This window comes from Streptomyces sp. PT12, assembly GCF_003311645.1.
In the GTDB taxonomy this organism is placed as follows: Bacteria; Actinomycetota; Actinomycetes; order Streptomycetales; family Streptomycetaceae; genus Streptomyces.
In genome coordinates, this window is record NZ_QEST01000019.1 from 15471 (window position 1) to 39559 (window position 24089).

16 protein-coding genes are annotated in these 24089 nt (G+C 72.4%); 15 read left to right on the forward strand and 1 reads right to left on the reverse strand.

The features are described from left to right. Window positions 1-52 precede the first annotated feature (52 nt). Window positions 53-1360 carry an ATP-dependent Clp protease ATP-binding subunit ClpX gene (gene clpX, locus DEH69_RS02245; protein WP_113685162.1) on the forward strand — a complete coding sequence of 436 codons (1308 nt, stop codon included), beginning with the start codon at window positions 53-55 and terminating at the stop codon, window positions 1358-1360. 115 nt (window positions 1361-1475) lie between these two features. Here the strand turns inward: clpX and DEH69_RS02250 are convergent, their stop codons facing one another. Beyond that, on the reverse strand, window positions 1476-2486 hold the full coding sequence (locus tag DEH69_RS02250; RefSeq protein ID WP_113685163.1) for a hypothetical protein: 1011 nt from the start codon (window positions 2484-2486) through the stop codon (window positions 1476-1478). A gap of 408 nt (window positions 2487-2894) precedes the next feature. Between DEH69_RS02250 and DEH69_RS02255 the strand changes: the two genes are divergently transcribed. The 14 genes from DEH69_RS02255 (at window position 2895) to DEH69_RS02320 (ending at window position 23901) form a co-directional block, all read left to right on the forward strand. Continuing rightward, entirely contained in the window at window positions 2895-5525 is a 2631-nt protein-coding gene (locus DEH69_RS02255) for a valine--tRNA ligase (protein WP_113685164.1), read from the forward strand. 31 nt (window positions 5526-5556) lie between these two features. Beyond that, a complete protein-coding gene (locus DEH69_RS02260; protein WP_113685165.1) occupies window positions 5557-7077 on the forward strand; it encodes a folylpolyglutamate synthase/dihydrofolate synthase family protein in 1521 nt (506 codons plus the stop codon). Next, on the forward strand, window positions 7077-7433 hold the full coding sequence (locus DEH69_RS02265) for a DUF4233 domain-containing protein (protein WP_113685166.1): 357 nt from the start codon (window positions 7077-7079) through the stop codon (window positions 7431-7433). The genes DEH69_RS02260 and DEH69_RS02265 overlap by 1 nt, the downstream gene beginning before the upstream one ends. An 88-nt stretch (window positions 7434-7521) precedes the next feature. Next, a complete protein-coding gene (gene ndk / locus DEH69_RS02270; protein WP_113685167.1) occupies window positions 7522-7935 on the forward strand; it encodes a nucleoside-diphosphate kinase in 414 nt (137 codons plus the stop codon). A gap of 330 nt (window positions 7936-8265) precedes the next feature. Beyond that, window positions 8266-9285 carry a rod shape-determining protein gene (locus DEH69_RS02275; protein WP_113685168.1) on the forward strand — a complete coding sequence of 340 codons (1020 nt, stop codon included), beginning with the start codon at window positions 8266-8268 and terminating at the stop codon, window positions 9283-9285. A gap of 81 nt (window positions 9286-9366) precedes the next feature. Beyond that, the gene (gene mreC / locus DEH69_RS02280) at window positions 9367-10458 is read left to right on the forward strand and encodes a rod shape-determining protein MreC (RefSeq protein ID WP_258534379.1); all 1092 of its coding nucleotides are present in this window, start codon (window positions 9367-9369) and stop codon (window positions 10456-10458) included. A 3-nt stretch (window positions 10459-10461) separates the two neighbouring features. Then, complete coding sequence (gene mreD, locus DEH69_RS02285) at window positions 10462-11175, forward strand: rod shape-determining protein MreD (RefSeq protein WP_113685169.1); 714 nt, start codon at window positions 10462-10464, stop codon at window positions 11173-11175. After that, window positions 11172-13586 (forward strand): penicillin-binding protein 2, encoded by a 2415-nt coding sequence (mrdA, locus tag DEH69_RS02290; RefSeq protein WP_113685170.1) that lies wholly within the window; start codon window positions 11172-11174, stop codon window positions 13584-13586. The genes mreD and mrdA overlap by 4 nt, the downstream gene beginning before the upstream one ends. A gap of 46 nt (window positions 13587-13632) precedes the next feature. After that, on the forward strand, window positions 13633-14817 hold the full coding sequence (locus DEH69_RS02295; RefSeq protein ID WP_258534381.1) for an FtsW/RodA/SpoVE family cell cycle protein: 1185 nt from the start codon (window positions 13633-13635) through the stop codon (window positions 14815-14817). Between the two features lie 83 nt (window positions 14818-14900). Beyond that, window positions 14901-16376: a CYTH and CHAD domain-containing protein gene (locus DEH69_RS02300; protein ID WP_113685172.1), complete on the forward strand. Its 1476-nt coding sequence runs from the start codon at window positions 14901-14903 to the stop codon at window positions 16374-16376. Between the two features lie 72 nt (window positions 16377-16448). Further along, window positions 16449-18374, forward strand: a complete 1926-nt coding sequence (locus DEH69_RS02305) for a TIGR03960 family B12-binding radical SAM protein (protein WP_113685173.1) — start codon at window positions 16449-16451, stop codon at window positions 18372-18374. Between the two features lie 117 nt (window positions 18375-18491). Beyond that, a complete protein-coding gene (locus DEH69_RS02310) occupies window positions 18492-19037 on the forward strand; it encodes a GNAT family N-acetyltransferase (protein WP_113685187.1) in 546 nt (181 codons plus the stop codon). Between the two features lie 107 nt (window positions 19038-19144). Beyond that, window positions 19145-19939 (forward strand): TIGR03936 family radical SAM-associated protein, encoded by a 795-nt coding sequence (locus DEH69_RS02315; RefSeq protein WP_113685174.1) that lies wholly within the window; start codon window positions 19145-19147, stop codon window positions 19937-19939. A 197-nt stretch (window positions 19940-20136) separates the two neighbouring features. After that, window positions 20137-23901 (forward strand): Rne/Rng family ribonuclease, encoded by a 3765-nt coding sequence (locus tag DEH69_RS02320; RefSeq protein ID WP_113685175.1) that lies wholly within the window; start codon window positions 20137-20139, stop codon window positions 23899-23901. Window positions 23902-24089 lie beyond the last annotated feature (188 nt).

Here is a 24089-nt window from a genome sequence, read left to right on the forward strand (position 1 = left end):
AGGCATCAGTGCACCGTCTCCCGGCGGTGCGCAGGCGAAGGGGAAGCACCTCGTGGCACCACGTATCGGTGATGGCGGCGATCTGCTCAAGTGCTCGTTCTGCGGAAAGAGCCAGAAGCAGGTGAAGAAGCTCATCGCAGGCCCGGGGGTCTACATCTGCGATGAGTGCATCGATCTCTGCAACGAGATCATCGAGGAGGAGCTGGCCGAGTCGCCCGACTCGGACCTCAGCGAGCTCCCGAAGCCGCGCGAGATCTACGACTTCCTCGAGAGCTATGTGGTCGGCCAGGAGGACGCCAAGAAGGCGCTCTCCGTCGCCGTGTACAACCACTACAAGCGCGTGCGCGCCAGCGAGGTGGACACCGGCCAGTCCCGTGACGAGGAGATCGAGGTCGGCAAGTCCAACATCCTGCTCCTCGGCCCCACGGGCTCGGGGAAGACGCTGCTGGCCCAGACGCTCGCCCGCATGCTGAACGTCCCGTTCGCGATCACCGATGCGACCGCCCTCACCGAGGCGGGATATGTGGGCGAGGACGTCGAGAACATCCTGCTCAAGCTCATCCAGGCCGCCGATTACGACATCAAGAAGGCCGAGCAGGGGATCATCTACATCGACGAGATCGACAAGGTCGCCCGCAAGAGCGAGAACCCCTCGATCACGCGCGATGTCTCGGGCGAGGGTGTTCAGCAGGCGCTGCTGAAGATCCTCGAGGGCACCACGGCCGCGGTGCCGCCGCAGGGCGGGCGCAAGCACCCGCACCAGGAGTTCCTCCAGATCGACACCTCGAACGTCCTCTTCATCGTGGGCGGCGCCTTCGCCGGGCTCGACGACATCATCAGGGCCCGCTCGGGCGCCCGCGGCATCGGCTTCGGCGCGGACCTGCGCTCCAAGCGCGACCGGGACACCGCCCAGCCGCTGACCGACGCCCTCCCCGAGGACCTGGTCAAGTACGGCATGATCCCCGAGTTCATCGGCCGCCTCCCGGTGATCACCTCCGTGCACAACCTCGACCAGGAGGCGCTGCTCCGCATCCTGATCGAGCCGAGGAACGCCCTGGTCAAGCAGTACCAGCGGCTCTTCGAGCTGGACGGCGTCGAGCTCGAGTTCGACCTCCCCGCCCTTGAGGCCATCGCCGACCAGGCGATCCTGCGCGGCACGGGCGCCCGCGGCCTCCGCGCGATCATGGAGGAGGTCCTGATGTCGGTGATGTACGAGGTGCCCTCGCGCCAGGACGTCGGCCAGGTGCTGATCACGGAGGACGTGGTGCGTTCCAATGTGAACCCCACGCTGGTGCCCCGCTCCCGGCTCACCAAGCAGCAGCGCGGCACCACCGCGCCGCCGCACGAGAAGACCGCCTGAGCGCCGCGCGTCGGACACACGACGAACACGACGAACACGACGAAGTCGAGCACGACGAAGGGGCCAGGACCACTCGGTCCAGGCCCCTTCGTCGTGGGCGTGGGCGGCGGCGGGGTCAGCCCGCCTCCACCACGGAGTCGGCGCGGAACTGCCGGGTGATCTCGGCGGCGTCCGACAGGCTCGGCGGCTCGGGGGCGTCCATCTCCGGCATCTCGGTCGCCGTGTTCGGGTCGAAGTCCGCGGGGAACTCGGGGGTGCCCTGGAGCAGCACGACGCCCATCGTGCTGTAGTCGGCCCACGCGCAGATCGTGGCCTGCACGGGGTAGCCAAGCGACGGATCATCCTCGACGCCGCGCCCGATCTGGCACTTCAGGAACGCGTCGTCGTTCGAGAAGTCGGACGGCTCGCCCTCCAGCTCGATGCCGCTGTCCTCGGCGTTGGCCTCCTCGGTGGCCAGGCCGAAGAGGGCGTCGACGCCCGCCTCGGGGTCGGGAACGTCGCCCCACATGCCGCCGACCATCGCGATGATGCCGCCGGGCTCGGGGATGTCGCCGCTCAGGGCGACGTTCGCGTAGGCCCCGCTGTCGCCCTCCATGTCGGACAGGCCCAGCTCCGCCTGCTCCTCGTCGGAGGGCAGGTCCATGCCGCCCAGATCCTCGGAGCGCGTGAACTCGCCGCTGGAGTCCGGCAGGGCCAGCGTGTACACCGTGCCGTCGTCGCTCGGGGCGCCGGTGGCGCCGTCGTCGCCGCCCAGCAGGAAGAACGCGCCACCGCCGATCACGGCCAGGGTGGCGATGACCGCGACGACGATGATCGGCGTCCTGTTCTTGCCCGAGCCGGGCGGGGGCGGGCCCCCGGGGTAGCCGCCGGGCGGCGGGTACTGGCCCGGGGGCGGCGGCTGCTGGCCGTAGGGCCCCGGGGCCTGCGGCTGGCCGTAGGGCGAGCCCTGCGGCGGCCCGGGCGAGCCCGGCTGCTGCTGCGGGAAGCCGTAGCCGGGGGAGCCCGGTGCCCCGCCCTGGCCGTACGGGTTGCCGCCGCCGGGCGGTGGACCCTGCGGCGGCTGTCCCCCGTATGGTCCGGGCTGGCCAGGTTGCTGGCCGTAGGGGCCCGGCTGGTTGTAACTCATGATGCTCCCCCTCGAGGAACCTGGATATACGCACTACTGCGCACATCCTGTCCGACGAGACGCCTCGCTGTACATTCGCGCGGCGGACCCCTTCGGGCCCCGATGGCCCATCTCCCGGGCCCCGCGGGGGGTTTGCGGCCGGTTCGCGGTCAGCCGAAGACCTCGCCCGACGCGCCGCCCTGGTCGACGCTCCCGGTCAGCTCCGTCGTGCCTCCCTCGGTGAACGTCCCCGCGCCCGAGGAGAAGAAGAGGTCCACGGCCTCCTCGGAGTCGTCGACTGGAACGTGCCCCCTGGGAATGCTGAGGCCATGTGGCCGCCGATCATCGTGGCGCCGGGGGAAAGGCGTCAAAGCCGACCGCGCGGAATCCGATTCGAAGTTGAGACATCCGGCCTCGTAGACTTGCGCCGTGACCCAGAACACCCAGCCGCCCGGCACGACCGGGCCCGCAAGCGCCCCCGCCGATCTGCCGACGCAGTACACGCCGGCCGATGTAGAGGGGAAGCTGTACGAGCGCTGGGTGGAGCGCGGCTATTTCGCGGCGCACGCGAAAAGCGACAAAGAGCCGTACACGATCGTCATCCCCCCGCCGAACGTCACGGGCAGCCTCCACCTCGGCCACGCCTTCGAGCACACGCTGATCGACGCCCTCACGCGCCGCAAGCGCATGCAGGGGTACGAGACGCTGTGGCAGCCGGGCATGGACCACGCGGGCATCGCCACGCAGAACGTCGTGGAGCGCGAGTTGGCCAAGGAGGGCATGTCACGCCACGACCTGGGCCGCGAGGCGTTCGTCGAGCGGGTCTGGCGCTGGAAGGCCGAGTCGGGCGGCCAGATCGCGGGGCAGATGCGGCGCCTCGGCGACGGCGTCGACTGGTCGCGTGAGCGCTTCACGATGGACGAGGGCCTTTCGCGCGCCGTCCGCACCATCTTCAAGCGGCTGCACGACGACGGCCTGATCTACCGCGCCGAGCGCATCATCAACTGGTGCCCGCGCTGCCTGACCGCCATCTCCGACATCGAGGTCGAGTACCAGGAGGACGACGGCGAGCTGGTCTCCATCCGATACGGCGAGGGCGAGGACTCGCTCGTCGTCGCCACCACCCGCGCCGAGACGATGCTCGGCGACACCGCCGTCGCGGTCCACCCCGACGACCCGCGCTACGCGCACCTGGTCGGCCGCGAGATCACGCTGCCGCTGACCGACCGCACGATCCCCGTCGTCGCCGACCCGCACGTGGACCCGGAGTTCGGCACGGGCGCGGTCAAGGTCACCCCGGCCCACGACCCCAACGACTTCGAGATCGGCCGCCGCCACGGGCTGCCGCAGCTCACGGTCATGGACGAGCAGGCGGCGATCACGGTGCACGGCCCATTCCTCGGGCTCGACCGCCTGGAGGCGCGCTCCGCCGTCGTCGGCGCGCTGCGCGCCGAGGGGCGCGTCGTCGACGAGAAGCGCCCCTACCGGCACTCCGTCGGCCACTGCTCGCGCTGCAAGACCACCGTCGAGCCCCGGCTCTCCCCGCAGTGGTGGGTCAAGGTCGCCCCGCTGGCCAGGGCGGCGGGCGACGCGGTCAGGGAGGGCCGCGTCACCATCCACCCCAAGGACATGGCGTCGCGCTACTTCGAGTGGGTCGACAACATGCACGACTGGTGCATCTCACGCCAGTTGTGGTGGGGCCACCGCATCCCCGTCTGGTTCGGGCCCGACGGCGAGATCGTGTGCGTCGGCCCCGACGAGGAGCCGCCCACGGGCGAGGGCTGGCACCAGGAGACCGACGTCCTCGACACGTGGTTCTCCTCGGCGCTGTGGCCGTTCTCCACGCTGGGCTGGCCCGAGCGGACCGAGAGTCTCGCGGCGTTCTACCCCAACTCCGTTCTGGTCACCGGGTACGACATCCTCTTCTTCTGGGTCGTCAGGATGATGATGTTCGGCACCTACGCGATGGACGGCGTTCCCCCGTTCCGCGAGGTCGCGCTGCACGGCATGGTCCGCGACCAGTTCGGCAAGAAGATGTCCAAGTCCTTTGGGAACGCGGTCGATCCGCTCGACTGGATGGACACCTATGGCTCCGACGCGGTCCGTTTCACGCTGGCCCGCGGCGCCAACCCCGGCGTCGACGTCCCGATCGGGGAGGACTGGGTCCAGGCATCCCGGAACTTCGCGAACAAGATCTGGAACGCCACCCGCTTCGCCCTGCTCAACGGCGCGACCGTCGAAGGCCCCCTGCCGCCCGCCGACGAGCTGTCCCCCGCCGACCGCTGGATCCTCTCCCGGCTCGGCGCGGTGGTCGCCGAGGTCGACGCGTACTACGAGGACTACCAGTTCGCCAAGCTGAGCGACGCGCTGTTCCACTTCGCGTGGGACGAGGTCTTCGACTGGTACGTCGAGCTGAGCAAGACGACGTTTGCCGCGGGCGGCGCCCCCGCCGACGCGGCCCGCAGGGTCCTCGGCGAGGTCCTTGACACCACGCTGCGCCTGCTGCACCCGGTCGTCCCCTTTGTCACCGAGGAGCTGTGGACGACGCTCACCGGGGGCGAGTCCGTCGTCGTCGCCGCGTGGCCCACCGACCCTGGCTTCCGCGACGCCGACGCCGAGCGGGAGATCGAGGCCGTCAAGCAGCTGGTCACCGAGGTCCGCAGGTTCCGCGCCGACCAGGGCCTCCAGCCGGGGCAGCGGGTCCCGGCCTCGCTCGACCTGTCGGGCAGCGGCCTGGCGGCGCACGAGGAGGCCGTTCGCGCCCTGCTGCGCCTCACCGCGCCGGGCGAGGGCTTCTCCGCGACGGCCACGCTGCCCGTCGGCGGCGCGACGGTCGCGCTCGACCTGTCGGGTGCCATCGACTACGAGGCGGAGCGCAAGCGGCTGACCAAGGACCTGGCCGCGGCGGAGAAGGAGCTGGCCCAGACCGGCGCCAAGCTCGGGAACGACAGCTTCCTCGCCAAGGCTCCCGACCACGTCGTGGACAGGATCAGGACCCGCCAGGAGACCGCGAGGGCCGACATCGAGCGGATCACGGCGCAGCTGGCCAGGCTCCCGTAGCGGTGTCAGGGGGCGTCCGTAGACTGGCTGCGTGAGTGAGCAGACGGCACCCGGCGCCCCCGACCCCGGCGACCCCTTCGAGGAGATCGTCGCCGCCGAGAGCGACCGCGACCCCGATCTGGCCGTGATCGAGGCGGGCAGCCGCACCCTGCGCACCCAGGCGGGGCCCGCCAGGCCCGCGGACCTGCCCGCCAGGCCGGAGGACCCGGAGACCGACCGCGCGCTGCGCGAGGTCGAGGCCGAGCTGGCCAAGCGCTGGCCCGAGACCAAGCTCGACCCCTCGGTGGTCCGCATCGAGGCCCTGATGGACGTGCTGGGCCAGCCGCAGCGCTCCTACCCCGCGATCCACATCACCGGGACGAACGGCAAGACCAGCACGGCCCGCATGATCGAGGCGCTGCTCGAGGCGTTCGACCTGCGCACGGGGCGCTTCGCCAGCCCGCACGTCCAGTCGATCACCGAGCGCATCAGCGTCGACGGCGCGCCCATCCCGGCCGACCGCTTCGTCGCCGCGTACGAGGACATCAGGCCCTATCTCGACCTGGTGGACGAGCGGCAGGGGTACCGCCTGTCGTTCTTCGAAGTGCTCACGGGCATGGCGTACGCGGTGTTCGCCGACGCCCCCGTGGACGTCGCCGTGGTCGAGGTCGGCATGGGCGGCACCTGGGACGCGACGAACGTCGTGGACGCCCAGGTCGCGGTCCTCACGCCCATCGCCCTCGACCACACCGACCGGCTCGGTGACACGCCCGAGGCGATCGCCGTGGAGAAGGCCGGGATCGTCAAGGCCGACTCCCGCGTGGTGCTCGCCCAGCAGACCGTCGAGGCCGCGGCCGTGGTGCTGCGCCGCGCGGTCGAGGTGGACGCGACGGTCGCGCGCGAGGGCCTGGAGTTCGGCGTGCTCTCCCGCGAGGTCGCGGTCGGCGGGCAGATGCTGACGCTGCGCGGGCTCGGCGGCGAGTACTCCGAGGTGTTCCTGCCGCTGTACGGCGAGCACATGGCGCACAACGCCGCGGTGGCGCTCGCCGCGGTTGAGGCGTTCTTCGGGGTGGGCGAGAGCAGACCCGCGGCCCCGCTCGACATCGACGTGGTGCGGGCGGCGTTCGCCTCCGTCACCTCCCCCGCGCGCCTCGAAGTGGTGCGCACCAGCCCGACGGTGCTGCTCGACGCCGCGCACAACCCCGCGGGGGCCAGGGCCACCGCGGCGGCCGTCACCGAGGCGTTCGGCTTCAGCAGGCTCATCGGTGTGGTGGGCGCGAGCGAGGGCAAGGATGTGCGGGGCCTGCTTGAGGCGTTCGAGCCCGTCCTGGGCGAGGTCGTCATCACACGGAACGCCAGCCACCGCGCCATGGACGCCGACGCGCTGGCCGCCGTGGCCGTCGAGGTCTTCGGCGAGGACCGGGTCGTCGTCGAGCCGCGCCTCGACGACGCGCTTGACGCGGCGATCGCCCTGGCCGAGGAGGAGCACGAGTACGCCGGGGCCGGGGTGCTGGTCACCGGCTCGGTCATCACGGCGGGCGAGGCCAGGCTGCTGCTGAGGAGGGGTGCCTGATGCGCACGCTGTGCTCCGCGACGCTGGTTGGCGAGTTCATCGTGATCGGCCTGGCGGGGCTGGTCGCGATGCGGACCTCCGACGTGCCAAGCGGCACGCTGTGGGCCGTCAGCGGGACGGCGATGGTCCTGTCGCTGCTGCTGTGCGGCATGGTCGGCAGACCCGGGGGCGTGCGGCTCGGCTGGGTGCTCCAGGCGGGCCTGGTCGCCAGCGGCTTTGTGATCCCCGCGATGTTCCTGCTCGGCACCGCGTTCGCCGCGCTGTGGTGGGCCTCGGTGCACTACGGCCGCCTCGTCGACCAGCTCAAGGCGGCGCGCGCCGCGTCGGGGAGCGGCGCCGGGGCACCCGTGCGCTGAGCGGTGCCGCCGCACCGGTAATCTCTCCCTGGCGTCGTACGCCCCCTTATTCCCTTGGTTTTCGAGGTTCTTCGAGGAGCCGCCTGATATGAGCCAGCGCACCCTTGTCCTTCTGAAGCCGGACGCGGTCGCCAGGGGGTTGATCGGTGAGATCGTCGGCCGGATCGAGCGGAAGGCGGGCTGGGCCATCACCGCGCTTGAGCTGCGCACCCTGGACCGGGCCACGCTGGAGACGCATTACGCCGAGCACGTCGGACGGCCGTTCTACGAGCCGCTCATCGCGTTCATGGCGGGGGCGCCCAGCGTGGTGATGGTGGTCGAGGGCGAGCGGGTCATCGAGGGGGTGCGCGCGCTGGCCGGGCCGACCGATCCGATCGCCGCCGCCCCGGGCTCCATTCGCGGCGACTTCGGCACCGTGGTCAGGGAGAATCTGATCCACGCCTCCGACTCCGAAGAGTCGGCGGAGCGCGAGCTGAAGATCTTCTTCCCCGGCGGCGCCTGACCCGCCGCACGGCGTGAGGTTCCCCTCGCCGGGGGGCGCGGAGAGTTCGCCTGAATGCAGTCTTTTGTTCGCACCCGTACAGTCGAACGGCGGAACCCGTTCCCCGAACACGCCGTCACCATGATGGAGGGTGGACCACGTTCCGCCGACAATGGCGAAAGCGGCGCTCCGGCGCTCCGTGTTCGACCGGCCGTGGATACGATGGCATCGACGCCACCTCATTCCCGCACCCGCGGGGACCCGTAAGGCGCGTCGTTCATCGCACCCCTGCCGACCTCCCGCACAAATCGCTCCAGCTGGAAGGCCAGATGTATCCCTATGGCGAACAATATGTCGTTCATCGGCCGTGACATGGCAGTCGACCTCGGGACGGCCAACACGCTGGTGTACGTCAGAGGTCGAGGGATTGTCCTCAACGAACCGTCGGTCGTCGCGATCAACACCAATACGGGCAACATCCTCGCGGTCGGCGCCGAAGCGAAGAAGATGATCGGCCGCACCCCGGGCAACATCGTGGCGGTGCGCCCCCTGAAGGACGGCGTCATCGCCGACTTCGAGATCACCGAGCGCATGCTGCGGTACTTCATCCTGAAGATCCACAAGCGGCGTTATCTCGCCCGCCCGCGCGTCGTGGTGTGTGTTCCCTCCGGTATCACGGGCGTTGAGCGCCGCGCCGTGATCGAGGCGTCCACGCAGGCGGGCGCGCGTCAGGTGCACATCATCGAGGAGCCGATGGCCGCGGCGATCGGCTCGGGCCTCCCGGTGCACGAGGCGACCGGGAACATGGTGGTCGACATCGGCGGCGGCACGACGGAGGTCGCGGTCATCTCGCTGGGCGGCATCGTGACCGCCCAGTCGATCCGCGTCGCGGGCGACGAGCTCGACAACGCGATCATCCAGCACATCAAGAAGGAGTACAGCCTCCTGCTGGGCGAGCGCACCGCGGAGAGCATCAAGATCACGATCGGCTCGGCCCACGAGATGGACCAGGACGAGCACACCGAGATCCGCGGCCGCGACCTGGTCAGCGGCCTGCCCAAGACGGTGGTCATCTCGTCGGCCGAGGTGCGCAAGGCCATGGAGGAGCCGGTCAACGCCATCGTGGACGCCGTCAAGACCACGCTGGACAAGTGCCCGCCCGAGCTGTCGGGTGACATCATGGACCGCGGCATCGTGCTCACCGGGGGCGGCGCCCTGCTGCGCGGCCTCGACGAGCGGCTCCGCAAGGAGACCGGCATGCCCATTCACATCGCCGAGGACCCGCTGGACTCGGTCGCCCTGGGCTCGGGCAAGTGCGTCGAGGAGTTCGAGGCGCTCCAGCAGGTCCTGGACGCCCAGCCCAGGCGGTAACGCCCGCGGCCCGCCCAGGGACCGATCCGCCCCGCGGATCGTCAGCCCAGATCCACGACCAGAAAGGCACGGCCGCCGCACGTGAGGGACACCCGAGAGAGCCGGCTGCTTCTCGTACTGCTGGTCTCCATCGCCTTCGCCCTGATCACGATGGACATCCGCAGCGGCGAGAACTCCCCGCTCGACGGCGCGCGCGAGGCCGCCGCCTCGGTCTTCGGCCCGGTCGAGGAGGGCGTCGCCGGCGCGGTCGACCCCGTCGCCAACGCCATCTCGGCCGTCCGCGAGTCCGGCGACCGGCACGACCGCATCAGCGAGTTGGAGCGGGAGAACGCGGAGCTGCGGCAGCAGCTCGGCAGCGACGCGCACCGCGATTCGCGCATAGAGCAGCTGGACGACCTGCTGCGCACATCGGGCGCGGGGCGGTACGGCATCGTGGGGGCTCAGGTCATCGCGATCGGGTCCAAGCAGGGCTTCTCCTGGACCGTCACGATCGACGCGGGCACGGACGACGGCATCACGCGCGACATGACCGTGCTCAACGGCGAGGGCCTGGTGGGCCGCGTCACCACGGTCGGCCCTGGCACCGCGACCGTTCTGCTCGCCAACGACCCGGACTTCACGGTTGGCACGCGCCTCGAGGACAGCGAGGAGCTCGGCTTCGCCACGGGCCGCGGCGACAACACCCTGGATGTGCAGCTGCTCAACCAGAAGGCGGAGGTGGAGGAGGGCGACCGGCTCGTCACCTTCGGCTCCGAGGAGAACCGCCCGTTCGTGCCCGGCGTTCCCGTGGGCGAGGTGGTGAGCGTGGACCGTTCCAACGGCGACCTCACCAGGACCGTCCAGGTGCGCCCCTATGTGGCGTTCACCCAGCTCGACCTCGTCGGCGTGGTGGTCGAGCCGCCGCGCGACAACCCCCGCGACAGCGTGCTGCCGCCCCGGCCCGAGGACGAGGCGCGGGACGAGCGCGAGGGGCGCGAGGGGCGGAACGAACGGTCGGAGAACGCCGTCGAAGAGAGCGCCGCTGAAGAGAACGCCGTCGAAGAGAACGCCGCTGAAGAGGACGACGTTGAAGAGGGCGACGTCGAACAGAACGCCGGTACGGACGTGGACGGAGGCACCGAGGAAGGCGCCGACGCAGCGGACGCCGACGACGACCCGGCCACCAGGAGCTGACCGATGCGCGTCACCCGTACCCTGCTCGCCACCCTGCTCGTGGCCGTGGCGCTCGTCGTGCAGGTCAGCGTGCTGGCCAGGCTCCAACTTCCGGGCGCCACGCCCGATCTGCTGCTGCTGACCGTCCTCGGCCTCGCCCTGGTCTACGGCCATGTCGGCGGCTGCCTCGTGGGGTTCACCGCGGGGCTGCTCGCCGACCTCGCGCCCCCGGCCGACCACGCGGTGGGCCGTTATGCCCTGGTGCTGTGCGTCGTCGGCTATGCCGCGGGGCTGACCAAGCCCGAGGGCGGGCAGCACCGTTCGGCCACCGTGCCCATGCTGGTCGTGGCCGCGGGCGCGGCCAGCTCGACGCTGCTGTACGCGGGCGTGGGGGCGCTCGTCGGCGACACCGCGGCGCGCGACGTCGGCCTGACCAACCTGCTGCTGACCGCGACGATCTACGACCTGCTGCTCGCACCGTTCACCGTGCCGCTGGTGATGGCCTTGGCGCGCCGCCTGGAGAGCGACCCGCTCGCCGGGGACGGCGGCCCCGGCGGCTCGGCGGGCCTTGAGGCGCCCGTGAGCTGGCTGGGCGGCGGGGGCACCGGTCTGCGCACGCGCGCCCCCCGGCGCACGCGGTACGGCAAGGCGTCGAGCGTCGGTGGCCCGCGTTCCACGCTGCTCAGCCGCTCGGCGCGCAACCGGGCCGGAAGGATCAAGGGAGTGAAGCGGCTGTGACCAACATCCCGGAGACCGGGCGGACTTCGCGGATCACCATCCGGCTCGTGGTCATCCAGATACTGGTCTTCTCGCTGCTGCTCACCCTCGGCGGGAGGCTGTGGTTCCTCCAGATCAGGCAGGGCGACGAGTTCGCCGCCGAGGCGGCGGGCAACCATGTGCAGCAGGTCGTGCAGCCCGCCGTGCGCGGCTCGATCCTGGACGCGCGCGGCGTGCCGATCGCCGACAACGAGACGCGGCTCGTCGTCTCGGCCGACCGCACCGAGCTGAGCCGCCTGCCCGACGACGGCGAGCGCGTGCTGGCCGACCTGGCCGAGCTGCTCGACATCCCCGTCGAGGACGTCACCAACCAGGTGCGGCTGTGTGACGCCCAGACGCCGCAGCCGTGCTGGAACGGTTCGCCGTACCAGCCGATCCCCATCACCGACGAGGCGACGACGCAGCAGGCGCTCCAGATCCGCGAGCGCGCCGAGGACTTCCCCGGGATCAGCGCGGAGCTGACGGCGGTGCGGCGCTACCCCTCGCCCGACGGCGCCAACACCGCGCAGGTGCTCGGCTATCTCTCGCCGGTCACCGACGAGGAGGTTGAGGAGACGGAGGAGACGGACGCCCCGCTCCTGCGCTCCGACCAGATCGGCCGCTCCGGGCTCGAACGCAGCTACGACAGCTATCTGCGTGGCGACGCGGGCGTCACCCGTTACGAGGTGGACAAGTTCGGTCGCGTGCTCGGCGAGTCCGAAAGCGAGGACGCGCAGGCCGGATCGAACCTGGTCACCTCGATCGACACCCGCGTCCAGGCCGTCGTGGAGAGCGAGCTGGTCGGCGCCATGGAGGCCGCCCGCGCGACCCATGACCCCATCTCGGGCCGGAACTTCGAGGCCGACGCGGGATCGGCCGTGGTGCTGGAGAACGACACGGGCCGCGTGATCGCGATGGCTTCGGCGCCCGACTACGACCCCAACGTGTGGGTCGGCGGCATCGCGACCGACGACTACGCCGCGCTGACCGACGAGGACGCCAACGACCCCCTGCTCAACCGCGCGATCCAGGGCCAGGGCCCGCCGGGATCGACGTTCAAGGTGGTCACGAGCACCGCGGCGGTCAACGCGGGCTTCGACTTCGACGGCGGCTACAACTGCCCCTCGTCCTACGAGGTCGGCGGCCAGGTCTTCCGCAACTTCGAGTCCCAGGCGTACGGTTCGATCACCCTGGGCGACGCCCTCAGGGTCTCCTGCAACACCGTCTTCTACGGCATCGCCCACCGCGAGTGGCGCGCCGACGGCGGCATCGACCCCAAGGAGAACCCCGACGACTGGCTGTTTCGCACCGCCCACGACTTCGGCCTGGGCGAGCAGACCGGGATCGACCTGCCCAACGAGGCGCCAGGCCGCATCCCCGACCGCCAGTGGAAGCAGGAGTACTGGGAGCTGAACCGCGACAACTGGTGCGAGATCGCCGAGACCGACCGCGACGACTACGAGGCCAGGATCGCGCGCGAGAACTGCACCGAGGGCATGCAGATGCGCGCGGGTGACATGCTCAACTTCTCCATCGGCCAGGGCGACGTGCTGGTCACCCCCCTCCAGCTGGCGTCCGTCTACGCGGCGCTCGGCAATGGTGGCACGCTCTACACGCCGCAGGTCGGCAGGGCCGTGATCAGCGCGGACGGCCGGGAGGTCGAGGAGTTCGAGCCGGCCGAGGCGGGCCGCCTGCCCGCCGACGAGGGCACGATTGAGAACCTGCGCGCCGCCACCGCGAGTGTCATCACGTCAGGCAGCGCCGACTGGAAGTTCGGCGGCTGGCCGCAGAACGAGATCACCCTGCGCGGCAAGACCGGTACCGCCGAGGCGTCGGGCGACCAGCAGACCACGTCGTGGCTGGCGACGTACACCGACGACTACACCGTCGTCATGACGATCAACCAGGCGGGCACCGGCTCAGGCGCCTCGGGTGACGCCGTCCGCCGCATCTGGGAGGCCATGTACGGCGTCTCGGGCGGCTCGGTCAACGAGGACGCCGCGCTCCTGCCCGAGCCCCACCGCGAGCTGCCGGCGATCGACGAGACCGGCGCCATCGTTCCCCAGCTGGGGGACGAGGGGGACGAGGACGAGCGCGGAGAGGGCGAGGACGGCGAGGAGCGGGAGGAGGGCACCCAGCCCGAGACGCAGCTCGAGGAGGAGGTGGCGCCGCCGTTCGACGAGGAGGAACGCGACGAGCAGCGGCGCGAGCGCGAGCAGCGCGACCGCGAGGCCCGCCCGACCATGCCCCCGCCCCCGCCGCCCACCCCCGAGCGCTCGGAGGAGCGGGAGAGACGGGCGGAACGCGAGGAAGGCGACGGCGGCGGCGGGAACGACCCGCCCGACCCCGGCGAGGGCGAGCAGGAGGGGCGGCGCGAGCCGCTCGACGAGTGAGTGACCACGGCGGCGACGGCGGGACGGACGGAACACCCCGGTGAGTGTGCACACCCTGAGTCTTGACCGGCACGCGCCGCGCAAGGGCACGTTGCGCAGGATCGTGGCCAGGGACTCGGTGGCCAGGCGGGTGGACTGGGTCCTCCTGCTCGCCGCCCTGGCGCTCTCGCTCCTCGGCTCGGTGCTCGTGTGGTCGGCCACCAGGAACCGCACCGAGATCAACGGCGGCGACGAGCAGTTCTTCCTGACCCGCCAGCTGATCAACCTCGCGGTGGGCATCGCCCTCGCGGTCGGCGTGATGTGGCTCGGCCACCAGCGGCTGCGGGCCGCGGTGCCGCTGTTCTTCGCGTTCTCGATGGCGGTGATGCTGCTGGTGTTCACGCCGCTCGGCACCACGATCAACGGCCAGCGCGCGTGGCTGTCCCTCGGCGGGTACACGCTCCAGCCCGGCGAGTTCGCCAAGGTGGCCGTCGTCCTCGGGATGGCGCTCATCCTCGCGGCCCAGGTGGACGCGGGCGACCGCGACTACCCCGGCAGCCGGGCCGTTCTCCAGGCGCTCGCCCTGGCCGCCGCGCCGCTCGCGGTGGTCGTCATCGACGACCTGGGGATGGCGATGGTCATCTCCGTGATCGTCCTCGGCATCCTCCTGGCGTCGGGCGCGGCGATGCGCTGGTCGATCGGGCTGATCCTGGCGGGCGTCGGCGCGGCCGTGCTGGTCTGGGCGCTCGGGCTGCTCGACGAGTACCAGATCGACCGCTTCGCCGCGTTCGCCGACCCGTCGAGGGACCCCGCGGGCGTCGGCTACAACACCAACCAGGCCAGGATCGCGATAGGTTCGGGCGGTCTCGACGGCAAGGGCCTCTTCGAGGGCACCCAGACGACGGGGCAGTTCGTCCCCGAGCAGCACACCGACTTCATCTTCACCGTGGCAGGCGAGGAGCTCGGCTTCATCGGCGCGGGGGGCATCATCGCGCTGGTCGGCGTGGTCCTGTGGCGGGCGCTGCGGATCGCGCGCGGCGCGCCCGACCTGTACAGCACGATCATCGCGGCGGGGATCGTCTCGTGGTTCGCGTTCCAGTGCTTCGAGAACATCGGCATGGCCCTGGGCATCATGCCGGTCGCTGGCGTGCCGCTGCCGTTCCTCTCCTACGGCGGCACCGCGATGTTCGCGGCCTGGATCGCCATAGGGCTCCTCCAGTCCGTCAGGATGAAACGTCCGCTTTCCGCGTGAGTGCCGCCTGTCCCCCGGAATGTCCGCCCCGATCCCGGGCACGCGTTCCGACGAGCACGAGGACCCAGGGCGGGTGACGACGGATGAAGACGATCAACGAGACCGAGCGGAAGTACGAGGCCGCGGCGCCGCTGCCCGAGCTGTCGGGCGCCGGGCCCGTCACATCGGTGCGCGAGCGCGCGCCCCTGTCGCTGCGCGCGGTCTACTACGACACCGATGACGGCCGCCTCGCCGGCGACGGCATCACGCTGCGCCGCAGGACCGGCGGCGGGGACGAGGGCTGGCACCTCAAGGTGCCCGTGGGGCGCGACGCCCGCGAGGAGATCAGGGCGCCCCTGGGCGAAGGGGCGCCTGACGGGCCGCCCGGTGAGCTGCTGGCGCTGGTGCGCTCGCGCGTGCGCCGGCGCCCGCTGCTGCCCGTGGTCACGCTGGAGACCGAACGCGCCCCGCGCGACCTGCTGGACGCCGGGGGCGCCGTGCTGGCCGAGCTGGTCGTCGACCGGGTCACCGCGCGGTCGCTCGGGGGCGAGGCGCGCTGGTCCGAGGTCGAGGTCGAGCTGGCGGGGGCGGGCGGCACGGACGTCCTCGACGCGGTCGGCGCGCGGCTCACCGAGGCCGGGCTGCCCGTTTCCGGCGCGCCGTCCAAGCTGGCCAGGGCGCTGGCCGAGACGGGCGTCGCCCATCCGCGCCCCGCGCGCGCCGAAGGGCCGGAGGACGACAGCGCGGGGGCGCATGTGCTGGCGTACGCCAGGCGCCAGTTGCGCGCGATCGTCCAGCTGGACCCCGCCGTGCGCCGTTCGCGCCCCGACGCGGTGCACCGGATGCGGGTGGCGACGCGGCGGCTGCGCAGCTGCCTGCGCGTGCAGCGGCGGGTGCTCGACCGCGCGGTGACCCGGCCGCTCGACGACGAGCTCGGCTGGCTCGCCGCGGGCCTCGGCGTCGAGCGCGACCGCGAGGTGGTGGCCGAGCGGCTGGCCGCGCGCCTGGGCGAGCTGCCGCCCGACCTGCGTGTCGGCCCGGTCGCGCGGCGCCTGGACGCGCACTTCAGCCCAGGGCGGGCGCGCGGCGCGGTCGCGGCGCTGCTCGACGAGGAGCGCTATCTCGCCCTGCTCGACGCCCTCGACGCGCTGCTTGCCGCGCCGCCGCTGCGCAAGGGCGCGGCGAAGCCCGCGCGCACGGCGCTGGCGCGCTCGGTGGCCAGGGAGCGCGAACGCCTCGACGCGCGCGTCGAGGCCGCGCTCGCGGCGCCCGAGGGAGCCGAGCGCGACGCCGCGCTGCACCGGGCGCGCAAGGCGGCGAAGCGGGCGCGCTATGCCGCGGAGACGGCCAGGAGCGCGCGCCGCAAGGCGGCCGAGCGCGAGCGGGTGGCGTTCCGGCGCGTGCAGCGCGTGCTCGGCGACCACCAGGACAGCGTGCTGGCCCGCGAGGCGCTCATGGCGATCGCGGGGGAGGCGCACGCGGCGGGTGAGCCGTCGTTCAGCTACGGGGTGATGCACGCGCGCGAGACGGAGCTGGCCCGCGCCCGCGTCCGGCGTCTTGGGGAAGTGCGGGTAGGCTGAATGGTCCGTCCGGGCCCGTTCCAGGCCCTGGCCGAGCAGCTTCCCGCAGCCCAGCAGGAAAGACGTAAGCCCATGCCTGTCGAGTCGGTCTTCCCGCGCCTGGAGGCCCTCCTCCCGCACGTCCAGAAGCCGATCCAGTACGTCGGCGGCGAGCTCAACTCCACGGTCAAGGACTGGGACGCCTGCGACGTCCGCTGGGCGCTGATGTACCCGGACGCGTACGAGGTCGGCCTGCCAAACCAGGGCGTCATGATCCTGTACGAGGTGCTCAACGAGCGCGATGGCGTCCTCGCCGAGCGCACCTACAGCGTCTGGCCCGACCTGGAGAAGCTGATGCGCGAGCACGGCGTGCCCCAGTTCACGGTGGACGCGCACCGGCCGGTGGCGGCGTTCGACCTGTTCGGCGTCTCGTTCTCCACCGAGCTCGGCTACACCAACCTGCTGACCGCGCTCGACCTCGCGGGCATCCCGCTGGAGGCGGCGGCGCGCACGACTGACCACCCGGTGGTGGTGGCGGGCGGGCACGCGGCGTTCAACCCCGAGCCGATCGCCGAGTTCATCGACTGCGCCGTCGTGGGCGACGGCGAGCAGGCGGTGCTCGAGATCACGCGCATCACGCGCGAGTGGAAGGACGAGGGGCGGCCAGGGGGGCGCGAGGAGCTGCTGTTGCGGCTCGCGCGCACGGGCGGGGTGTACGTTCCCGCGTTCTACGACGTGGAGTACCTGCCGGACGGCCGGATCGCGCGCGTCGCGCCGAACCGCCCCCGGGTGCCGTGGCGCGTCGCCAAGCACACGGTGATGGATCTCGACGCGTGGCCCTACCCCAAGCAGCCGCTCGTGCCGCTGGCCGAGACGGTGCACGAGCGGATGTCGGTGGAGATCTTCCGCGGCTGCACGCGCGGCTGCCGGTTCTGCCAGGCGGGCATGATCACGCGCCCGGTGCGCGAGCGGTCGATCACGGGCATCGGCGAGATGGTCGACAAGGGCCTTGCGGCCACGGGCTTCGAGGAGGTCGGCCTGCTGTCGCTGTCGTCGGCCGACCACAGCGAGATCGGGGACATCACCAAGGGCCTCGCCGATCGCTACGAAGAGGACAAGATCGGTCTGTCGTTGCCCTCGACCCGGGTGGACGCGTTCAACATCGATCTGGCCAACGAGCTGACGCGCAACGGGCGGCGCTCGGGCCTGACGTTCGCGCCCGAGGGCGGCAGCGAGCGGATCCGCAAGGTCATCAACAAGATGGTCTCCGAGGAGGACCTGATCCGCACCGTCGCCACCGCGTACGGCAACGGCTGGCGCCAGGTGAAGCTGTACTTCATGTGCGGCCTGCCCACGGAGACCGACGAGGACGTGCTCCAGATCGCCGAGCTCGCGACCAAGGTGATCGCCAAGGGCCGCGAGGTGTCGAAGTCCAACGACATCCGCTGCACCGTCTCCATCGGCGGCTTCGTGCCCAAGCCGCACACGCCGTTCCAGTGGGCGCCGCAGCTCTCCGCCGCTGAGACCGACGCGCGCCTCGCGAAGCTGCGCGACGCGATCCGCGCGGACAAGCGCTACGGGCGCTCGATCGGCTTCCGGTACCACGACGGCAAGCCCGGCATCGTCGAGGGCCTGCTGTCCCGCGGCGACCGGCGCGTGGGCGCGGTGATCCGCGCGGTGTACGAGGCGGGCGGGCGCTTCGACGGCTGGCGGGAGTTCTTCTCGTACGAGCAGTGGATGCGGTGCGCGGCGGAGGCGCTCGCGCCGCAGGGCGTGGACGTCGACTGGTACACCACGCGCGAGCGCGGCCACGAGGAGGTCCTGCCGTGGGACCACCTGGACTCGGGCCTGGACAAGGACTGGCTCTGGGACGACTGGCAGGACGCCCTGGACGAGACCGAGGTCGAGGACTGCCGCTGGACCCCGTGCTTCGACTGCGGCGTGTGCCCGCAGATGGGCACGTCCATCGAGATCGGCCCGACGGGCAAGCGGCTGCTGCCGCTGAGCGTGGTGAAGTAGGCCGCCTCACGCGGGGTGTCGGCTCGGCCGCGGCGGCTGAGAGGGCGTTGCGGCCGGGCGTTCCACCGGGACGGGGCCCGGGTTGCCCGGGCCACCGGGGCGGTGGAGGATGAGGCGGTGCCCGAGCTCGTCCTTCCCACCACCGAGGTCCACATCTCGTTCCTCGAGGCCGTCGCCGAGTGGCGGGCCGAGGGCCGGGGCGGCGCGGGGGACAACACGACGCTCGCCCGCGACATGGAGGTCTACGGACGCCGCTGGAACGACCCGGCGGCGTTCGCCGACTACGTCAGGCGCACGATCGCCGACGGGCAGGAGACATCACCGCGCCCGATGGGCTTCGTGCCCTCCACCGTCCTCTGGTATGTGACGGATCACACATTCATCGGCCGCCTCTCCATCCGCCACCGCCTGACCAGGCGCTTGCTCGACTGGGGCGGCATCATCGGCTACGACGTGCGCCCGTCCGCGCGCCGCCGCGGCCACGCGACCGCGATGCTGCGCGCGTCGCTGCCCTACGCCCACGAGCTGGGCCATGACCCGGTGCTCGTCACGTGCGACCACGACAATGTCGCCTCCCGCAAGGTCATCGAGGCGTGCGGCGGGGTCTTCGAGGACCAGCGGGCGGAGAAGCTGCGTTACTGGATCGCCACGTCGGGCACGTAACCTGGAGTCAAGCAACGGCCCGCAGCAGGGCCACGGGGTCAGCACGATCGAGGGACTGAGGACCACTGGGCAAGCGACAGCCGGTCGGCCCGCCGCCCGCTTCGGCGGTGCAGCGCATCAGGATGCGGTACACGAAGCGGGGGCGCCTGCGTTTCACCAGCCACCGGGACTTCCAGCGCGCCTTCGAGCGCGCGCTGCGCCGCGCCGGGGTGCCGATGGCGTACTCCGCCGGCTTCACCCCGCACCCCAAGGTCTCCTATGCCAACGCGGCGCCCACCGGTACCGCCAGTGAAGCCGAGTACCTGGAGATCGCCCTGGCCGCGCGGCGTGACCCCGGCGAGCTGAGGGCCGCGCTCGACGCGTCGCTGCCCGCCGGGCTCGACATCGTCGACGTGGTCGAGGCCCGCACCGCCGACTTCGCCGAGCGGCTGCGCGCCTCCGTGTGGGAGCTGCGGCTCGACGGCGTCGAGCCAGAGGCGGCCGCGAAGGCGGTCGGGATGTTCCTCGCGGCCGAGAGCGTCGAGGTACGGCGCCAGACCAAGCGGGGGACGCGCGTGTTCGACGCCCGCTCCGCCGTGGTCGCGCTCGACGCGGTTGCCGCCCCGAGGAATCGGGGCGGAAGCGGGCCCGATGGGCCCGTGTCCCACCCTTGTGCGATACTGCGCCTGGTAGTACGGCACCTCACCCCTGCCGTACGACCCGACGACGTCCTGTCCGGTCTCCGCGCTACGGCCGACCTGGCGCCGCCGGTCCCCGCAGCGGTGACCAGGCTGGCGCAGGGGCCGCTCGATGAGTCCGGCACGGTGACCGACCCGTTCGCGCCCGACCGCGACGCTGCCGAAGCCGCCCTGACCAGGGCCGCCGGGCAGCAGGCCGCGGCGGCGCCGGGGATCACCGGATAGCGATGCCGTTGCTGCGCCGCCGAACCGCCAGGTGCCAGGGAGCCACTCGGGTCAGGCAGTTCCGGGCGACGCGCCGACCAGAAGACTTTCGCCGAAGCCGGCCCACGCTGGACCGGAACCGGCGAGTGATACGACAGCTCCCGAGCGGCGCCCGCTCCATGTGAGGCGCCCGGGAGCGTGACGGGAGAACCGCCCGCATGCAAGAGACCGACAAGTCCGTGGAAACGGACGGTGCGGAACGCACCGACACCACCGTTCCCCATGGCTCATCCGACACCACGAGCTCGAACGACACGACCAGCCCGAACGACACCACGAGCCCGAGCGACACGCTGCCCCCGCGCCGCCGCCGCGCGGCCTCACGCCCGGCCGGGCCCCCGGCCCAGGCGGGCGAGAGCGGCGGCGCCGACGAGGCGCCCGCGGCCCCGAAGCGGCGCCGCGCCACCCGCGCGGCCGCGGCCACGACGGCGGAGGCCGACGGCGTTCCCCAGCAGGCGACCGATGAGCCCGCGCCCAAGCGCGGTCGGCGTGTGACGCGTGTCGCGTCGGCGCCCGAGGCCGATGAGCCTTCCGCGAACGCCGAGGCCGCGGCAGCCGAGGCGCAGCCGGAGCCCGAGCCGGTGCCGGTCAAGCGCCGCCGCCGCGCGACGCGTGCCGCTGCCGCGCCCGAGGCGGCCGAGGGGGCCGAGGAGGCGGCGGCCGAGGTCCCGGTGGCCGTGACCCCCGTGGTCGAAGAGCCCGCCGAGCCCGAGCCCGAGCCCGCGCCCAAGCGCAGGAGGCGCGCGACGCGCGCCGCGGCGGCGCCCGAGCCCGCCCCCGAGAGCGCGCCCGAGGCAGAGGAGCCCGCGCCCCCGAAGCGCCGCCGCCGCGCGACCCGCGCCGCCGCCGCGCCCGAGGCGGTCGCCGAGGCCCCCGAGGCCGCGCCCGAGGCCGCCCCTGAGACAGAGGAGCCCGCGCCGCGGCGCCGACGGCGTTCGACCGCGAAGGCGGCCTCGCCCGCGCCCGCGCCCGAGGCCGATGAGGCCGCGCCCGTGCCCGCGGACACCGACGAGGCCGATGTGCCGCTGCCGCCCGCCGTTCCCGTGGCCACCACCGCCGTCTTCCAGGCCCCTGTCTTCCAGGCGCCGATGTTCCAGACCCCGCAGCGGGCCGCCGAGGAGGCGGTGCGCGGCGCCGCCGGGCAGCGGGCCGACGAGGACGAGGAAGAGGAGGAGCTCACCGACCTCGCCGACCTCGCCGAAGGCCCCGACGACGACGAGCTTCCCGAGGTCCCCGAGGCGGACGAGGACGAGGCGCAGGCCGACCGCCCCGCGCGGCGCCGCCGCCGCGGCGGCCGCAGGCGCAGGCGCGGCGAGACCGCGGAGCGCGCCGCCGAGGCCGCGGGGAAGGCGGCGGGCGACGAGGCCGAGGCCGACGAGGCCGCGGCGGACGAGGACCAGGCCGAGGCCGAGCAGGCCGGGCAGGCCGTGGTCGAGGCCGACGAGCAGGCCGAGGGCTCGGGCGGCTCCCGCCGCCGTCGGCGCCGCAGGAGGCGCAGCGGCGAGTCGGGCGAGGCGCCAGCGGGCGGCGACGACCCCGAGCGCACGGTCGTCAAGGTCCGCGAGCCGCGCCGCAGGCGTGAGGAGGCCACCGAAAGCGCGGACGGCGTTCAGTCGATCAAGGGCTCCACGCGCCTTGAGGCCAAGAAGCAGCGCCGCCGCGAGGGCCGTGAGCAGGGCAGGCGCAGGGCGCCGATCATCACCGAGGCGGAGTTCCTGGCGCGCCGCGAGGCGGTCGAGCGGGTCATGATCGTCCGGCAGAGCGGCGAGCGCACGCAGATCGCCGTCCTGGAGGACGACGTCCTGGTGGAGCACTTCGTCAACAAGGAGCAGTCCTCCAGCTACGTCGGCAACGTCTACCTCGGCAAGGTGCAGAACGTCCTGCCGTCGATGGAGGCCGCGTTCGTCGACATCGGCAAGGGCCGCAACGCCGTGCTCTACGCGGGCGAGGTCAACTTCGAGGCGCTCGGCCTCGGCAACGGCCCCCGCCGCATCGAGTCGGCGCTCAAGTCGGGCCAGCCGGTGCTCGTGCAGGTCACCAAGGACCCCATCGGACACAAGGGCGCCCGGCTGACCAGCCAGATCTCGCTCCCCGGGCGTTATCTCGTCTATGTCCCCGAGGGCTCGATGACGGGCATCAGCCGCAAGCTGCCCGACACCGAGCGGGCGCGGCTCAAGCAGGTGCTCAAGCGGATCGTCCCCGAGGACGCGGGCGTCATCGTGCGCACCGCCGCCGAGGGCGCGAGCGAGGAGGAGCTGACGCGCGACGTCGAGCGGCTCCAGGCGCAGTGGGAGGAGATCCAGAAGAAGGCCAAGAAGGGCAACGCCCCCTCGCTGCTGTATGGCGAGCCCGACATGACGGTCCGGGTCGTGCGCGACATCTTCAACGAGGACTTCACCAAGGTCATCGTCAGCGGCGACGAGGCGTGGGAGACCATCCACGGCTATGTCTCGCACGTGGCGCCCGACCTGGTGGGCCGCCTGTCGCGGTGGACGTCGGACGTGGACGTGTTCGCGACGTACCGCATCGACGAGCAGCTGATGAAGGCGCTCGACCGGAAGGTGTGGCTGCCGAGCGGCGGCTCGCTGGTCATCGACCGCACCGAGGCGATGGTCGTGATCGACGTCAACACCGGGCGTTTCACGGGCCAGGGCGGCAACCTCGAGGAGACCGTCACCAGGAACAACCTGGAGGCGGCCGAGGAGATCGTGCGCCAGCTGCGGCTGCGGGACCTCGGCGGGATCATCGTGATCGACTTCATCGACATGGTCTTGGAGTCCAACCGCGACCTGGTGCTGCGCAGGCTGCTCGAGTGCCTGGGCAGGGACCGCACCAAGCACCAGGTGGCCGAGGTCACGTCGCTCGGCCTGGTGCAGATGACCAGGAAGCGCGTGGGGCAGGGGCTGCTTGAGTCGTTCTCCGAGCCGTGTGTCCACTGCAACGGCCGCGGCGTCATCGTGCACATGGACCATGTGCACGCGCCCGCGGGTGGCGGGGGCGGCGGCCGGAAGGGCAGGAAGCGCGGCAGGGCGGCGGCCGAGGAGCCGAGGCAGCCGGTGGCGGTCGACGTTGGTGAGACGGCCGAGGCCGAGGCCGTGGAGGCGGCGGCCGCCGATGAGGAGGCGATCGAGCCGGTCGAGGCCGTGGCGCCCGCCGAGCCCGAACCGGTCGTCGAGGTCGTCGAGCCGGTGGAGGTCGTGGAGCCGGAGCCGGTGGCCGAGCCCGAGCCGGTCGTCGAGGAGGCCGCGCCCGAACGCCCCCGGCGCAGGAGGCGTGTCACCCGCAAGGTGTCGGCCCCGGCAGGGCCGCCGCCCTCGGCCGCCGATGAGGAGGCCGCGGTGACCGTGGTCCCGGCGCCCGAGCCCGCGGCCGAGCCCGTTCCCGAGGTGCCGGTGGAGCCCGCGGGCGAGGAGCCGAGCCCCGAGCCCGAGCCGCAACGCGCCAGGCGCGGCGCGCGCCGCAAGGTGTCCGCGCCCGCGGGCTCGCCCAGGAGCACGGCCGAGGAGCACGCGGTGCTCGTCGTCGCGTCCGAGCCGGTGGAGGCGCCCGAGCCCGAGCCGGTGCCCGAGCCGGTCTCCGAGGCCCCGCCGCCCCGCCGCCGCGCGGTGCGCAGGGCGTCGGCCCCGGCCGGTTCGCCCGAGGGGGCGAGCGAGGCCGTCGTGACGGTCGTCACGGCCCCGCCAGCGAAGAAGGCGGCGAAGGCGGCGAAGGCGGCGAAGAAGGCCGCGGCCAAGAAGGCGGCGAAGGCCCCGGCGAAGAAGGCCGCGGCCAAGAAGACCGCGGCGAAGAAGGCGGCCAAGACGGCCAAGACGGCGAAGGCCGCCACGACCGCCAAGAAGGCCGCGGCCAAGAAGTCGGCCAAGACCACGGCGGCGGCCGAGCAGCCGCAGCCGCCCTCGGTCTCGGCGTCGACGGACGGCTGAGCGGCACTGGCTGAGCGGCACGAGCGGACGGGCGTCGGCAGGGCGGGAATTTGACCGCCTTGTCGGCGCCTCCGTATTGTTGACGACTGGCGTGTCACCGGATGCGCCATGCCCCTGAGCGATCTTCCTCCCGTGCCGCGCGGTTTCGCGCGGGGGAGAGGCCGGGCCTGCCCGTTGCTGGCATCAGG